The organism is Thauera aromatica (assembly GCF_023093595.1).
Lineage (GTDB): Bacteria > Pseudomonadota > Gammaproteobacteria > Burkholderiales > Rhodocyclaceae > Thauera > Thauera aromatica_A.
Window position 1 is genome coordinate 88,967 of sequence record NZ_JALLIK010000101.1, and the last position, 15,108, is coordinate 104,074.

The following is a 15,108-nucleotide window of genomic DNA, read 5'->3' on the forward strand; positions in this document are numbered from 1 at the left end:
GGGTTCATGAAATCGTGAAAACGGCTCTACGACTTTGTGGTTGAATTCATAAAAATGGAAATATGGCTCAGTGAAGGAGACATGCCGTGATCAAAAGCAAAGGCAGGGCCACGATTGGAGAACGAGACTCGGAATTCTCGGCGTCGCAGCTCGGCGACTATGCCAGCTCACGTGCTGACGCCCGGCCGTCGCTGTCGGATATTTCGGCCTGTCTGTCGTTTTCGCCTGATGACGGATATATCTGGCTCAATGATCAACGCATGATCTTGATGCATGGCAATGCATTCGGAGCACTGCGGCGCGAGCTGATCGACAGTTTGGGAATGGAAAAGGCAAGAGGTTTGTTCACCCGCCTGGGCTATATCGCCGGAGCGCGCGATGCCCGCATGGAGCAGGCGCGCTGGCCCGATGCCGATCTTTCCGCGCTGTACAAGGCCCGCCTGCATTCCTTTGAAGGCATGGTTAAAGTCGAGCCTGTCAGATTCAATTTCGACCAGAAGAACGGTCAGTTCGACGGTGAATACTTATGGCATCACTCGATCGAGGCGGACGAGCACATCGCCGCCTATGGCCTGGGAACTGCAGCGACCTGCTGGATGCTGACCGGTTATGCGATGGGGCACGGGAGCACCCTCCTCGGACACCTCGTGATCGCGCGTGAAGTCAGCTGCCGGTCGATGGGGGATTCTGCTTGCCGCCTGATCGCAAAATCGGCCGAGCTGTGGGACGACATCACCGAGGACATGCGGCGTCTCAATGCCGAAGACTTTGTCGGCTCGCCGACGGGCAGCCGTGCCTCCACCGTGGTGGCGCCGGTGACCGGGCTGAAAGACAGCGCGGGAATGCTTGCGCAGAATGCCCCCTATCACGCCGCAATGGTCGGTGCGTCGGCCGCTTTCAATGCAGCCTGCCATCAGCTCCGGCGCGTCGCCGGTACCGATGCCACCGTCCTGTTTACGGGGGAGTCCGGGGTCGGCAAGGAAGTGTTCGCCAACATGCTCCACCGTATCAGCACGCGGGCTGAAAACCCCTTCGTCGCCGTCAACTGTGCGGCGATACCGGACACGCTGATCGAGTCCGAACTGTTCGGTGTCGAGCGTGGTGCCTATACCGGAGCGGTTGCGTCGCGCCCCGGTCGCTTCGAGCGGGCCGATAACGGAACCTTGTTCCTGGATGAAATCGGGACATTGAGTCCGATCGCGCAGGGAAAGCTGCTACGAGCGCTGCAGGAAGGGGAAATCGAACGAGTCGGAGGCAGCCGGAGCACCCGGGTCGACGTAAGAGTGGTCGCTGCGACCAATGTCGATTTGCGGCAGGCGGTGCGCGATGGAAGTTTTCGCGAGGATCTGTTCTACCGATTGAACGTGTTCCCCATTCAACTTCCTCCGCTTCGCGCTCGCAAGGACGACATTCCGCTGTTGATGAATCATTTCCTTAACTATTACTGCGACAAGTACCATCGAAGAGTGGTGGGCTTTACGCCCGCAGTCATCAGAGCCTTCCTCTCGTACGAATTCCCCGGAAACATAAGAGAACTGCAAAACCTGGTCGAGCGCGGCGTGATTTCTGCCGAGGATGACGGGGTGATCGATTTGCCGAACCTGTTCACCAGTGGGGAAACCCTGCCGCCGGATGTCCTGTCGATTGCCATGGGGGCGGGAAAGGGCGTGCTCAGGAATGCGCAGACCGAAACTGGCGAAGCCCCTGACACGTCATCCGGCCTGCTGCAGATGCTGCTGCAGACGCAAGGGGACGGAAAAAGCATTTCCCTGGAAGAAATAGAACGGACCCTGGTCGAGAACGCAGTATCGGTTTCAAACGGAAATTACTCCGCTGCGGCACGGCTGCTTGGCATTACCCGGTCGCAACTGGCGTATCGATGCGAAAAATACAAGCTCGCCGGAGATGAAGGCTGACATCCCGGCAGGCCGGGATGTGGCTTCAGCGCAGAGCTCAATGGCTGTCGCCGTCGTTTTTGAGCGGCCAGAATGCGAATCCTTCTGCATAGGCGACGATGAGAGGGAAGGTTATCGACAGCATCGCCGTCGCTATCCACAAATCAAGATCATATGCTGGCGGACCTGCCTGGATATTGCCGAAGGCATTGATGGAGACGAAACGATAAAGTCCGTAGGTGAGCAGCGCCAATAGCGCAGAGCCGACAATGAGCGCGCATCCCTTCGCCGGTTGTGCCAGCTTTTGAAACGGGGCAGTCTGGAACAGGGTCAGAAGAATGAACGTGCCGAATATGAAGGAGACTGGAATCCGGACGAGGTAATCCACCGTGTCCATGCCCGACAGGCCGACTCCTGCCGCCCAGACGACTCCGGCAACGGAGAGTACGATCGCCGTCGCAATCAGGCCGAAATAAGGCTGAGCGCTGAATGCGGGTTTCCTGCTCACGATGGCCGCAATCGGCCAGAACTCGAGCAGGACGAGCCCCATGATCACCGCAACAGTCGTGATGGCGTATGAGAGGATGTTCCAGGCGGGGAACGCACCTCGAGGGTCGAGATGTTCATGGTAGAAGGGCGCCCCCTTCATCGCTCCAAAATCGAATCCAGACTGGAAAACGACCCAGGCGGAAAGATAGGAAAGCATCAGCGTTCCGAGTCCGAGCGCGGCGGGGTGCGATGAAATCGCCGAAGATGGCCAGCACTGGAATACTGCGACCAGCCAGAAAGTCGCAACGATGCTCAGGATTATGTACATGTTCAGGAACGGGGTGGGAGGCGTGATGCCCCCGCCGACCAGCACCAGGGTTGCCGGGGCGATCACGCTTCCGGCCGCAACCAGGAGGCCGAGAATGGCTATCCCCCGCGCAGGTTGCCCCAGCCGGGCAAGCACGCCGGGATAGCGGTTGTTCCAGACGAGCCCGATGATGATTTGCGTCGGCACGATGCTCATCGCAAGAAAGGCCACCCATGAGCCGAAGAAACGAGGCTCGAAGCCGATGCTTATTACCAGCGACAATCCGATTGTAATTGCGGCGCCAATCGATCCTGCAACGGGCTGCTTCATGGCATTGTCAGACATGGGCTCTATCCTCGTCAGATTGCATTCGTGCGCAAGCGAGAAACCCGGACTTCGTCTCGCAACGGAAAGGGCGTGTTCACACCCCCGATCCAGGGAATGACCGCGTACCGATGGCGATTCTTCACGTCGTCATGTCGCTTCCTCGGGAAGGCGCAGCCTTTGCGACAAGGACCGGCAGCGGCGAGTGGGTGAGCACTTTCTGGGTCTGTGACCCGAGCACCAGCGCCTTGAGTCCGCGGCGGCCGTGGGACGCCATGTAGATCAGGTCGCAGCCCTTTTCCCCGGCGACCTCGATGATCTGCACATACGCCTCCGAGCCGACGCGCACGACCGCGTCGCACTCGAGCCCGGCCGCTTTTGCCGCCGCGATCGCTTTGGACAGGATGGCGGCGGCTTCACGTTTGATCTCGTTCTCGAAGGTTTCGGGAGACAGGGTGCGCATCAGCGCCCCTTCCTGGGTGGCGCCGTAGTCTTCGGCCATCGTGAAGAAGGTGATGCGGGCGCCGAGGGCGCGGGCGAATTCGACGGCCTGGGCGAGCAGGGCGCCGGCCAGCTCCGAGCCGTCGAGCGGCACGAGGATGTGACGATACATTGCATTTCTCCCTTGTCTTCAGCCCCGCGCGACCTGTTTCGGCCGCAGCAGGAAATGCCCGAGCGCGGGCAGCAGGATCAGTGCGCCGAGCATGTTCCAGATGAACATGAAGGCGAGCAGGGTCCCCATGTCGGCCTGGAACTTGATCGGCGAGAACGCCCACGTTGCGACGGCGATGCCGAGCGTGATGCCGGTGAGCACCACCACCTTGCCGGTGAAGGTGAGCGCCTTGTAATAGGCGTCCGACAGGCTCATGCCTTCCTTGAGCCGGGCCAGGGTGACCGTCATCACGTAGAGCGCGTAATCAACGCCGACCCCGACCCCGAGCGCGATCACCGGCAAGGTGGCGACCTTGACCCCGATGTCGAGCCACACCATCAGCGCTTCGCACAGCATCGAGGTGATCGTCAGCGGCACCACCGCACACACCACCGCCCGCCACGAGCGGAAGGCGATGAACGCGAGCACGATCACCGCCGCATAGACCAGGAACAGCATCTGCACGTTGGCCTTCCTCACCACGATGTTGGTCGCGGCCTCGATGCCGGCGTTGCCCGCCGCGTTCAGAAAGCGCACCTCCTCGGTGCCGTGGCGCGCGGCGAAGGCTTCGACCACATCGACCACGCTTTTGAGCGTGTCGGCCTTGTGGTCCTTCAGGTAGGCATAGACGGTGAGCAGGTCGCAGTTCTGGTTGAACATCTCGCGTGGGGCGCGGGTGATGATCGCGTTCAACATGTCCTGCGAGCGCGGGATCTCGAACCACTTCAGGCTGCCCTCGTTCATGCCCGCGTTGGCCACCTTGGCCAGCCCGGCCAGCGAGCTGGTCGTCTCCACCCCGGGCAGCTGCTGCAGCTCGCGCTCGAGCGCATCGACCGCCATCAGCGTGTCGTACTGGCCGCAGGCGTATTGCGGCGTGCGCACCATGACGATGTACACGTCGCTGCTCGCGGCGTAGTTGGCGGTCATGAAGGCGTTGTCGCGGTTGTAGCGCGAGTCCGGGCGCAGCTCGGGCGCGCCCGGGTCGATGTCGCCGATCTTGAGCTGAAAGCTCACCGCGAGCCCCACCGCGCCCATCGCCAGCCCGGCCAGCACCGCGATGGAGGCCCACTTGCGCTGGGTGAACAGATCGAGGAAGGCCCAGAACGGGTGCTTGTCATGCGTCCCGCCAGCCTCCATGAGCTCGGCCTTCAGGCTGCGCTGGGCCGCCACCGGGCTCACCCCGGTGTACGAGAGCAGGATCGGCAGCAGCACGAGGTTGGTGAAGATCAGCACCGCCACCCCGATGCTGGCAGTGATCGCCAGATCCTGGATGACCTGGATGTCGATCACCATCAGCACCGCGAAGCCCACCGCGTTGGCCAAGAGCGCGGTCATCCCGGCCAGGAACAGGCGGCGGAAGGTGTAGCGCGCCGCCACCAGCTTGTGCGTGCCGCGCCCGATGTCCTGCATGATGCCGTTCATCTTCTGCGCGCCGTGGCTCATGCCGATGGCGAAGACGAGAAAGGGCACCAGCACCGAGTAGGGGTCGAGCTCGTAGCCGAGCGTGGGCAACAGGCCCAGCAGCCACACCACGGCCACCACCGAGCACGCCACCACCAGGAGCGTGCTGCGCAGGCAGCGGGTGTACCAGTAGAGCACCGCGGTGCAGATGACGATCGCCATGGCGAAGAACACCATCACCTGCAGCAGGCCCTCGATCAGATCGCCCACCACCTTGGCGAAGCCGGTGACGTGGATCTTGATCGTGTCCGACTCGTATTTCGCCCGCAGCGCCTCGATGCGCTCGGAGAGCGCGTGGTAGTCGATGCGCTCGCCGGTCTCGGCGATTCTGTCCTGCAGCGGCACGAGCAGGATGCTCGACTGATAGTTGGCCGCCACGAGCTGGCCGATCTCGCCCGAGCGCTCGACATTGACCCGCACCTGCTCGATCGATGCGGGCGAGCCGTCGTAGTCGTCCGGGATCACCGGGCCGCCGTCGAGCCCTTCTTCGGTGACGCCGGTCCAGCGCACCGCGGGCGCCCACAGCGATTTCATGTAGGGGCGGTCGACGCCGGGCAGCAGGAAGAGCTCGTCGCTCATCTTGCGCACGGTGTCCAGGTACTCTTCGTCGAAGATGTCCCCTTCGCTCACTGCCACGGCGATGCGCAGGCTGTTGCCCATGCCCGCGAGCTGGCTGCGGTTGTCGAGGAAATTGACGACGTACGGGTGGCTGGTCGGGATCATCTTGTCGAACGCGGCGTTCAACTTCAGTCCGAGCGCCTGGTAGCCGAGCACCAGCGTGGCCAGCAGGCACAGCAGGACGATCAGCAGGCGGTTGTTGAACAGCACGCGTTCGGCCAGCGAGCCCGAACGTGCATCGAAGTCGGCCAGGTCGGCGATCACCGCTTCGGCCGGAAGGGAATGTGCGACAGCCATTATTTGCGTTCCGTAACGACGAGTTGAGCTGCATCGACGCGGTTCAGGCCGCGGGCGCCGGACAGCACCAGGGCGCCGTCCTCGATCTGCACCAGGGCGGTGACCGCGTTGGGGGCCGTGGCCTCGAGCGCGTGAAAGCTGCGCCCCGCATCGTCGCTGCGCAGCAGGCGCCCGCTCTCGTCGGCGAGCACGACGCTGCCGTCGGTCAGGCGCACGCCGCTGGTGAGGGTGATTTCCTGGTCGAGGGCGATCTGCGCCCAGTTCGCGCCTCCGTCCGCGCTGCGCCAGACGTTGCCCCGCAGGCCGTAGGCCAGCAGCGTGTCCGCCCCGAGCGCGAGGGCGCCGAAGAAGGTGCCCGGGTAGGGCGTGCGCACTTCGGCAAACGACGCCCCGCCATCGTCCGAGCGAAACAGCGCGCCCTGCTCGCCGGCGATGAGCAGGCGGGCACCGTCGGCGCGGACCTGATAAAGGTGCTTGCCGCGCGGATTGGGCAGGCGCGCGATGAAGGCCTGCCAGGACTGGCCGCCGTCCTCGGTGGCAAGCGCCAGGCCGTAGGCGCCGACCGCCCAGCCGCGGCGCGCGTCGGTGAAATGCACGCTCAAGAGCGGCTTGTCCGGGCCGTCCTCGACCATCGACTGGGCGTCGCGCAGGCGTCGCTCGGCCCCGTCCGCGCCCGCCGCTTCGAGCGCGCGGGCTTCTTCGAGCGCGGCCTGCGCGCCCTGGCGGCCGTCGAGCTGGCGCACCCAGGTTTCGCCCCCGTCGCGCGAATGGAGCACGATGCCGCTGTGGCCGACCGCCCAGCCCAGCTGGCCGTCGACGAAGCAGACGTCGGTGAGCGCCACGCTCGCGGGCACCGCGCGCGCCTGGCGCCAGCTCGCTCCGCCGTCGTCCGACAGCAGCACGGTGCCGCGCGCGCCCACCGACACCAGCCGATCGCCCGCCCGGGTCACCGCCAGCTGGACCGTGCTGGTGGCGCGCACATCGGCACGGGCCGGCAGCTCCAGCAGGTCCGGCACCGGCTGGCCGGTCGTCGCCGGCGCGGCCGCAGCCGTCGCAGCGGTCGCCAGCGGGCAGATCAAGCTCAAAAGGGTGGCCGCCACCAGGGGCCGCAGCGCAATGTTCAGAACCATGTGGCCTACTCTCATTCGCGCGCCGTCGCGCAGCAGCCGACCCCGCGGGTCGGTGCCGTGGACGGAACGTCGTTCAACAACAAAAAACCGGGTCTGGAAAACGGAGGGCCTGCCCGCAGCCCGGCAGCCCCTCCGGCGGCGCTCCCGCCGCCGGGCGAGATCAGCGTGCTGCGTCGGCGGCGACGGCATCCCCGGTGAAGAAGGTCTCGGGCTTGCGCGGCACGACACGGTAGGTTTCGTCGTTCAACCCCTGCACCGTGCTCATCGTGCCGGCCTGCAGGTTGAACACCGTCACCTGCTTGACCAGGAGCGCCGGAACGGCGGGCACGAAGAAGTTGGGCATCTGCGAAGTGCGCCACAGCTTGCCTTCTGCGTCGTAGCCATCCATCAGCACCATCAGCCCGGTGTCCTCGTCGAAGTAATACTTGCGCTTGGGCACCGCGTGGCGCTTGCCCGACACCACCGTGGCTTCGACTTCCCACACCCGATGCAACTCCCAGCGCACCTTGGCGGAATTCAGGTGGAACTTGTCGTAGGCGTCCGCAACCTTGGCAGTGACCAGTTCATTGTTGTTGTAGGGAATGTACATTTCCCGCTTGCCGACGAGCTTCCATTCGTAGCGGTCGGGGTGACCCCAGAAACCTTGCACCTCGTCGAAATAGTTCGCACCCGATGCAACGAAGTCCGGCGTGTCGTAGCCGACCGTTGGTGCGCGGCGCACGCGCCGCTGGCCGACCAGGTATTGCCAGGCCTGACGCGGGCTCCTGGAATCGATCCTGTCGCGAATGACCAGCGACTCGCCCACTTTGAAAGACGGGGCGGTAGTACTGAAACGCTGAATCGAATATTCGCCGTTTCCATCCTTCGCCCACGTCTCCCACGCTCCCTCTTTGTAATGGTAAGGGTGCTGCCAGAAGTTGTCGTTGCGAGTGGCCAGCGTATGACTGCCATCGGTTGAACCGAGAATGTTCTTGAAACCGAACTCAATCGATTCGGGTTCAACCCGCAAAAGGTAATTCCAGACGACCTCCACGCCGGTCTGCGGGATCGGGAACGGCAAACCGCCGAAACAGCCCTCGATCGAATTACCACCTTCGATCGTCTTGCAGTTGGTCGCATTCTTGAACGTGTTTGCGGCCACGTGCTCCGGCACCGTCGCCGTGCGATGGGTCGGATAAACGTCGACACGGAACGTATCCGGGTATTTCTTCAGCAGCGCCTGCGTGCCTTCGGAAAGCTTGTCCGCATGCTGGGCCATGTTCGCCGCGGTGATCTGCAGGACCGGCTTCTCGTTCGGGAAAAGGCTCACCGGGATGTCGCCCACTTTCGGCCCCGCGACCGGGCCGGTCTGGCCCCCGGTCCACGCCGGAATCGTCCCGTCCTTGTTGCCGGCTTTTTCGCCGCCGAGCGGCGTCAGCCAGGTTTTGAGCTTGGCCGCTTCGTCCGCGCTCACCGCGGCCATCGTGCTCTGCATGCCGGCGCTCAGCGCCAGGATGGAGACACACAGCAAGGTCTTTTTCAGCATCTTGATCTCCTCGGTCGTTTTATAAGAATCAGAACGTGCGCTGGATCGTGAGCGACACGAAGTCGCGGTCGCCGTGGAAATTGTCATAGGACAGCTCGCCGGCCGGATTGACGATCGAACCCGAGGAGCCGACGTAGTGGGTGTAGTTCAGCCCGCCCTGCCAGGTCTTGCGGTAGTCGGCCTTCACCCCGATGCTCAGGCTGCCGCCGTTCTCCGACGGGAACAGCACGCCATTGACCGAGGAGCGTCCGGCCAGGCCGTAGTTGACGCCGATCGGCACCTGCAGATCGAGCCCGGGCGCGACCTGGAAATATTCCGGCGTGAACACGAACTGGATCGCGCTGGCTTCGCGGGTGGCATTCGGGTCGAGCGCGGCGCGGTTGTCGGTGACGCTGAGCACCCGGTTGTAGGCGAACTCGCCGACGAAGGCGGCCCCGTCCCACAGCGCATTGGCCGGCAACACACTGATCGCCGACAGGCTCAGATGCATCGTCTTGCCTTTCGGAAAGGTCGCATCGTCATCGTTGTCCGCCCCGCCCAGCCCGAGTGCGATGTTGCCCGAAGCGACCAGCGGCTGGTTCTCGCGCAACGACAGTTCGCCCGAGACGTTGGTCTCCCCCACCAGCGTGGCAAAGCTGGCGCCGATGGTGCGGATGTTCTCCGCATAGACGAGGACGTAGTCGCCATCGATGCCGCGCCCCGGATCGGCGTTCACGCCGGGCCGGATGTAGAACTGCGGCAGCTTGTCGTGGAACTGGGCGGCGTACAGCCCGTACTCGGTGTCGCCGGCACGGAACTTGACCTGAATACCGCCCTGACCGGAGTCCTTCGCATCCATGTCGTCACCCCGGCGCAGCGTGCCGTTCGGCCCGAACGGCCCGTACAGGAACTCGCCGCCGGCGCCGGGGAAGTCGGCGAAGGCGAAGTAGCTGCCCGCCCCCGGCAGGCGCGAGTCGCGCCATTCGTACTGGTAATAGGCGCCGATCGAGACCTCGGGGCTGAGCTGCAGCTGCGCCGAGACCTGGCCGACCGGGCGCGCGACTTCCTTGAACTGCGAGTTCGGCACCGACAGCGCACGGGCCAGATCGAGCGGGGTCTGCGCGCCGGCGATGCCGTTGGCGCCGAAGAACAGGGTCTCGCCGTAGAGCTGGGTGAAGCGCCCCGCCTTCAGGTTCAGGCCCTTGCCGGCGATCTCGGTGCGGCCATAGACGAAGGCGTCGAGGAACTCCGCCTTGCGCCCGTGGAGCTTTTCGGTGGCGGTGGTGAATTCGTCGAAATCGGCCGAGCGCTGGTTGAGCGACCAGGCGTAACGTTGGCTGCGGTCGTTCGATTCGTTGTACACCTGGTCGTACCAGGCGGCGCCGCTGACGCGGAAACCCATGTTGTTGCGGTAGCGCAGATCGAATTCGGAGAGCAGGTCGACCCGGTTCGAAATCAGGCCGCGGCTGAAATTGCGGTCGCCGTCGTTGGTGTTGATCTGCGCCCCCGCATCCGAGGCGGGACCGCGCCCGTCCGCCTCCTCGACCCGCCAGCTCGCGTTGTACTTGAGCGTGTTGTCCCAGCGCACCGACAGGTCGGAATTGCCCGTGTCGATGGTGAAGCCGAACGCCGCGCCTGAAATTGCCATGCCAGCGCAAACGGTGGCGACGGCCCTGCCGATCGGTGAAACCCGCGGTGCGAAACCGGGATCGAAACGGGACTGCTTGTCGTTCATGTCTTCCTCCTTGAGCAAATATAATTGCGGCTTTTTTTCCTGCGCCCGGCTACGGCGGCAGGGTTATTGCAGAAGCGCTTCGAATGGCCGGGTCAATGAACAATAGCCACCCGCTTTTAATCATTGTGTGAACTGATCTTCAGTTGCTTTGGATAAAAAGCATGGATCATGCCAATCATTTTTGTAATGCATTGATGTTGCGGCGCGGAAGATGACTGCTCCTTCAAAAATGCGGGCTTGATTCGGATGACGCAACACGCCTTGCGCAGTGCGGAAGAAAAGCGTTTTCTGCCTGCTTGAGAAATTCGTGAAAAACTTCACCGAGAAGCTTGCTGGACTTCATATTTTTCGCGCTTCGCTTCAGGCTATCGTCGTAAGGATCCGCATCCTCTCCTAAGTGGCGTGCGGATCCGGAAATCAGAACGGGTAATTGCGTGCCGTGGTCTGCATCGTGATCCAGCGCAGCTCGGTGAAGGCGTCGACGCCGGCCTGGCCGCCGAAGCGGCCGTAGCCCGAATCCTTGACTCCGCCGAAGGGCATCTGCGCTTCGTCGTGGACGGTAGGTCCGTTGATGTGGCAGATCCCCGACTGGATGCGCGAGGCCACCTGCCAGGCACGGGCGAGGTCGCGCCCGAAGACCGCCGCGGCCAGCCCGAAGGGGTTGTCGTTGGCGCAGGCAACGGCCTCGTCGACGCCGCGCACGCGAACGATGCCCTTCACCGGGGCGAAGGTCTCCTCGTGGTAGATGCGCATCTCGGCGCTCACGTGATCGAGCAGGGTGGCGGGCATCAGGGTGCTGTCGGCTTTGCCGCCGCAGACCAGGGTGGCGCCCTTGGCCAGGGCGTCGTCGATCAGCGCGTTGCAGCGCTCGACCGTGCCCATGTCCACCACCGAGCCGAGTACCACCGGGCCCTGGCGCGGGTCGCCCAGCGGCAGGGCGCGGGCGCGGGCAGCGAGGCGTTCGACGAAGTCGTCGGCGACGGTGGCGTCCACGATGATGCGCTCGGTCGACATGCAGATCTGCCCCGAGTTGGCGAAGGCGCCGAAAGTCGCCGCGGCCACCGCGGCATCCAGATCAGCGTCGTCGAGCACCACCAGCGGCGCCTTGCCGCCCAGCTCGAGCACCGCGGGCTTGAGGTACTTGGCGCAGGTCTGCGCGATCACGCGCCCGACCCGGGTCGAGCCGGTAAAGTTGACCCGGCGCAGCGCGGGGTGGGCGACCATCGCTTCGACCACCGCACCGGCATCGGCCGGGGCGTTGGTGACGAAATTGACCACCCCGGGCGGCAGGCCGGCTTCCTGCAGCGCCTCGATGATCAGGCCGTGGGTGGCAGGGCACAGCTCCGAGCCTTTGAGCACGACGGTGTTGCCGCAGGCGAGCGGTGTGGCGATGGCGCGCACGCCGAGGATCACCGGTGCGTTCCACGGGGCGATGCCGAGCACCACGCCGGCCGGCTGGCGCACGGCCATCGCCACGTTGCCGGGCACGTCGGAAGGGATCAGCTCACCGTTGATCCGGGTGGTCAGCGACGCCGCTTCGAGCAGCATGCCGGCGGCCAGGTGGACGTTGAACCCGGCCCAGATCCCGGATGCGCCGGTTTCGGCGGCCATTGCCGCGGCGATGGCCTCGCCCTTGGCCTCGAGTGCGTGGGAAGCCTTCAGCAGCAGGGCGCGCCGTTCGCCCGGCCCCAGCGCGGCCCAGGCCGGAAACGCTGCGGCGGCGGCGTCGACCGCGGCGACTGCATCGGTCGCGGTGGCGGCCGGTGCGCGCGTGGCCACGCTGCGGTCGAGGGGATTGCGGCGTTCGAAGGTGGCGCCGTTGGCGGCAGCGCGCGGCTCGCCACCGATCAGCATGTGGATGTCAGTCATGGTGTCTCACTCCTCGATCGTCGACCGCCGCCGCTCCCGCCACAGGGGCGGTACGGCCGGGGATCGCTGAAGGCGGTGGTTGCGGAAAGCGTGTTGTGGTGTCGTGCTCATGTTTACAGGCTGATCCCGCAGCGCCCCGGCGCGATGATGTTGTTCGGGTCGAGGGCGCGCTTGAGGCGGCGCTCGACGTCGCGCTTGACCGGGCCGTAGGTGGCGGCGACCTTTTCCGCGAACGCGGTGTTGGCGCGATAGACGCCGTAGCCTTCGCGGGCGAAGGCGTGGAGCAGTTCGTCGTAGCAGGCGTGGGCGTTGCGCGTCTGCTCGTCGTCGCTGCGGTCGAACAGCAGGTCGATGACGTGGTGCATGTCGCGCCAGCCGACGATGAACTCGCCGACGTAGTCGAAGCCATGCTTGGTGAGGATGTCCTTGGCCAGTTTCATCTGCTTCAGGGTCTCACTGCCCTTGGCCTGCGATACCGGGGCGAACCACACCGAACCGCCGCCTCCGCGCCAGTTGTAGAGGTCGAACTCGCCGAGATTGGGCTTGCCTTTCATCAGATCGAAGCGGTACTGGGTGGCGCGCCCGCCTTCGTCCGCGGACTCGGTGACCAGCTTGCCGCCGGTGGCCGCGGCCACCGCCTCGATGATCTTCCAGTGGGCGTCGTTGGTCTCGGGGGTGCCGTAGAGCGCGGCATAGACGTTCCACGCGCCGATGTTGTGGTCCTTGCGGATGCGCTTGACTTCGTCGTCGGTGATCGCGCCCGGACCCGGGTGGTAGTCGGCGCGGTTGACCTTGGAGCAGGGTGCCTCCCACAGCGTGTGGGCGATCACCACCGCGTTCGGGATCACCATCGCGATGCGCAGCGGACGCAGCGCGTCGACGATCTTGGTGATGTCGGTGTCTTCGGGGTACTGGATCAGGAAGGGGCGGTAGTCGGGCGGGGCGGGCATCAGCCACATCCCCATCTTGGTGACGACGCCGTAGTTCGACTGGGTGAAGATGCCGTCGAGGGTCGGCCCGTAGCCCCACTTGAACACCTGCCAGGTGTTGGAATTGGGCATCGAGCCCATGCCGGTGCGCAGCACCTCGCCGTCGGCGAGCACCACCTCCATGCCGGACGAGAACAGGAAGTGCTCGCCGTAGGGGGTGTAGCCGACACCGCGGTCGACCATGTTGCCGAGCGGGCCGGCGATCACCGAGGGGGCGGGGCAGGAGAACCACAGCGGCAGCTTCTTCTCCTGCAGGTAGTCGTAGAGCTGCTGGTAGGTGACGCCGGGTTCGACCAGCGCGGTGCACAGCTCGGCGTCCACATCCAGGATGCGGTTCATGCGGCGCAGATCGAGGACGAGCTGGCCGCGCTCGACCGGCGCCGCCGAGCCGTAGCCGAGGTTCTTGCCGGTGGAGATCGGGTACACCGGGATCCGGCGCTTGTTCAGGATGCGCATGATCGCCTGCACCTGCTCGACGCTGTCGGGCATCACAGCGGCCGAGGGCGCGTGCTGCTCGTCGGGGACCGGCATCATGATCTTGTTGTAGGGGGCGAGCTGCGGGGACTCGGCCAGGACGTGGGCGTCGCCGACGATGGCGCGGATCTCGGTGAGTGCCTTGTCGAAATCGCTCGCGCTGACGCCCTTGGGCAGGAGGGTGCGCTTGGGTGTGCTCATTTCTTCTCCAGGATGCGGATGAGGTTGCGGGGTCGCGGGCAGCGCTTCAGAGCTGGATCAGGAAGGACGCCAGCGCGCCTTCTGCTGTAGTGATAGCGGCTGCAGGCCGGATGGAGGTAGGGGGCGCAATGCGTTCGCCGAGGGCGGCAAGGTAGAACTGCTCGACGTGTCGTGCCTGGCCATCCCCGGCTCCGTGCCAGGCGATCGGCTGTGGGTATCCGGTGGCGCTGCAGCAGTGACGTGTGGCGCCGGTGCTGCTGCGGTGATGGGCGCTGGCCAGCGAGTTCGCACCACGGCTGCCGGCTACGGCCTGGAAGATCACCGCGGCGGCATCGTCCATGATGCCGAGCAAGGGGGTCCCGGGCCGATGGTCGAGCAGGGCGCGAAGGTTGTCGATGTAACGCAGTTCGCTGCCGTCGGGCAGGTGCACGGCGGTGCGCAGGCCGGCGCTGCGGAACGCTTCTTCCAGCCGGTGGGTCAGCGCCGTTGCGGCGGGGAGGTCGCCCTGGCCGACCAGGACCAGCGGTGTGCGCCCGGCAGCGAGGTCCGGATTACCAAAGGACAGCGCCGCCGGCGACAGCGCGGCGAGCGACACGCCGCCGCCGGCACGGCGGAAAAATTCACGTCGGTCCATGGCGGCCACCTATTTCTGGCCGCCGACCGGCGAGGCCGACACCCACTGGGCGACGCCGGCGAGGGCCTTGTCGTCGATTTCCGCAGCGCGGAAGCTGGGCATCGCGCGAAAGCCGTAGCGCACCACGTGCTCGATGTAGGCGGGCTGCAGCTGGCGACCGAGGATTGCCGGGCCGATGCCCTGGTCGTGGCAGTAGCTGCACACCTTGGCGTAGACCGGATTGTCGTGCTGGGCCGGGCCGTCCTGTGCGAGCGCGAGCTGCATCGCGCTCGCCGCGAGACAGGCGAGGGCGAGTTTCGAAACCGAATGCATTTGTCTCCTCCTTTGCTGGGATCGGGTGCTCCCTTGAAGAAGAACAAAGCAAGGCTCGGGCCAGGTTTGTTAAAAATACAAATGTACCGATAAAACAAATGTTTATCCTAAATCCGGCAGTTACCCCAGCCCATCTGCATGATCAGCCAGCAAACGGAGGGGGTTCGGTGGCCCGATGGCTGCCAGCGTGCGCTTGAGCTGCTCACAGCAGCGCATC

The 15,108-nt window shown here is 64.8% G+C and carries 12 protein-coding genes; 1 reads left to right on the forward strand and 11 read right to left on the reverse strand.

Translation table 11 applies throughout. From position 1 onward, the window contains the following. Positions 1-86 precede the first annotated feature (86 nt). On the forward strand, positions 87-1,916 hold the full coding sequence (locus MXC99_RS09550; RefSeq protein WP_247725225.1) for a sigma-54-dependent Fis family transcriptional regulator: 1,830 nt from the start codon (positions 87-89) through the stop codon (positions 1,914-1,916). A gap of 37 nt (positions 1,917-1,953) precedes the next feature. On the opposite strand, the gene MXC99_RS09555 is transcribed toward MXC99_RS09550, so the two are convergent. From MXC99_RS09555 to MXC99_RS09605, 11 genes are all read right to left on the reverse strand, one after another. Continuing rightward, a complete protein-coding gene (locus MXC99_RS09555) occupies positions 1,954-3,036 on the reverse strand; it encodes a hypothetical protein (RefSeq protein WP_247725226.1) in 1,083 nt (360 codons plus the stop codon). A gap of 121 nt (positions 3,037-3,157) precedes the next feature. Next, positions 3,158-3,628: a universal stress protein gene (locus MXC99_RS09560; RefSeq protein ID WP_247725227.1), complete on the reverse strand. Its 471-nt coding sequence runs from the start codon at positions 3,626-3,628 to the stop codon at positions 3,158-3,160. 18 nt (positions 3,629-3,646) lie between these two features. After that, the gene (locus tag MXC99_RS09565; protein WP_247725228.1) at positions 3,647-6,043 is read right to left on the reverse strand and encodes an efflux RND transporter permease subunit; all 2,397 of its coding nucleotides are present in this window, start codon (positions 6,041-6,043) and stop codon (positions 3,647-3,649) included. Beyond that, positions 6,043-7,173, reverse strand: a complete 1,131-nt coding sequence (locus tag MXC99_RS09570) for a WD40/YVTN/BNR-like repeat-containing protein (protein WP_247725229.1) — start codon at positions 7,171-7,173, stop codon at positions 6,043-6,045. The genes MXC99_RS09565 and MXC99_RS09570 overlap by 1 nt, the downstream gene beginning before the upstream one ends. Positions 7,174-7,333: 160 nt before the next feature. Continuing rightward, positions 7,334-8,698: a DUF1329 domain-containing protein gene (locus MXC99_RS09575; protein ID WP_247725230.1), complete on the reverse strand. Its 1,365-nt coding sequence runs from the start codon at positions 8,696-8,698 to the stop codon at positions 7,334-7,336. Positions 8,699-8,726: 28 nt separating this feature from the next. Then, positions 8,727-10,412: a DUF1302 domain-containing protein gene (locus MXC99_RS09580; RefSeq protein ID WP_247725231.1), complete on the reverse strand. Its 1,686-nt coding sequence runs from the start codon at positions 10,410-10,412 to the stop codon at positions 8,727-8,729. 120 nt (positions 10,413-10,532) lie between these two features. Continuing rightward, entirely contained in the window at positions 10,533-10,733 is a 201-nt protein-coding gene (locus tag MXC99_RS09585) for a hypothetical protein (RefSeq protein WP_247725232.1), read from the reverse strand. Between the two features lie 96 nt (positions 10,734-10,829). Then, complete coding sequence (locus tag MXC99_RS09590) at positions 10,830-12,281, reverse strand: aldehyde dehydrogenase (RefSeq protein ID WP_247725233.1); 1,452 nt, start codon at positions 12,279-12,281, stop codon at positions 10,830-10,832. 113 nt (positions 12,282-12,394) lie between these two features. Then, entirely contained in the window at positions 12,395-13,945 is a 1,551-nt protein-coding gene (locus tag MXC99_RS09595; RefSeq protein WP_247725234.1) for an FAD-binding oxidoreductase, read from the reverse strand. 46 nt (positions 13,946-13,991) lie between these two features. Continuing rightward, positions 13,992-14,579 carry a hypothetical protein gene (locus tag MXC99_RS09600; protein WP_247725235.1) on the reverse strand — a complete coding sequence of 196 codons (588 nt, stop codon included), beginning with the start codon at positions 14,577-14,579 and terminating at the stop codon, positions 13,992-13,994. Positions 14,580-14,588: 9 nt separating this feature from the next. After that, on the reverse strand, positions 14,589-14,891 hold the full coding sequence (locus tag MXC99_RS09605) for a c-type cytochrome (RefSeq protein WP_247725236.1): 303 nt from the start codon (positions 14,889-14,891) through the stop codon (positions 14,589-14,591). Positions 14,892-15,108: the final 217 nt, after the last annotated feature.

What these genes read in the sequence shown, in the direction of transcription:
- MXC99_RS09555 (WP_247725226.1), bottom strand. Translation starts at nt 3,036, where the DNA reads ATGTCTGACAATGCCATGAAGCAGCCCGTTGCAGGATCGATTGGCGCC.
- MXC99_RS09560 (WP_247725227.1), bottom strand. Translation starts at nt 3,628, where the DNA reads ATGTATCGTCACATCCTCGTGCCGCTCGACGGCTCGGAGCTGGCCGGC.
- MXC99_RS09565 (WP_247725228.1), bottom strand. Translation starts at nt 6,043, where the DNA reads ATGGCTGTCGCACATTCCCTTCCGGCCGAAGCGGTGATCGCCGACCTG.
- MXC99_RS09570 (WP_247725229.1), bottom strand. Translation starts at nt 7,173, where the DNA reads ATGGTTCTGAACATTGCGCTGCGGCCCCTGGTGGCGGCCACCCTTTTG.
- MXC99_RS09575 (WP_247725230.1), bottom strand. Translation starts at nt 8,698, where the DNA reads ATGCTGAAAAAGACCTTGCTGTGTGTCTCCATCCTGGCGCTGAGCGCC.
- MXC99_RS09580 (WP_247725231.1), bottom strand. Translation starts at nt 10,412, where the DNA reads ATGAACGACAAGCAGTCCCGTTTCGATCCCGGTTTCGCACCGCGGGTT.
- MXC99_RS09590 (WP_247725233.1), bottom strand. Translation starts at nt 12,281, where the DNA reads ATGACTGACATCCACATGCTGATCGGTGGCGAGCCGCGCGCTGCCGCC.
- MXC99_RS09595 (WP_247725234.1), bottom strand. Translation starts at nt 13,945, where the DNA reads ATGAGCACACCCAAGCGCACCCTCCTGCCCAAGGGCGTCAGCGCGAGC.
- MXC99_RS09600 (WP_247725235.1), bottom strand. Translation starts at nt 14,579, where the DNA reads ATGGACCGACGTGAATTTTTCCGCCGTGCCGGCGGCGGCGTGTCGCTC.
- MXC99_RS09605 (WP_247725236.1), bottom strand. Translation starts at nt 14,891, where the DNA reads ATGCATTCGGTTTCGAAACTCGCCCTCGCCTGTCTCGCGGCGAGCGCG.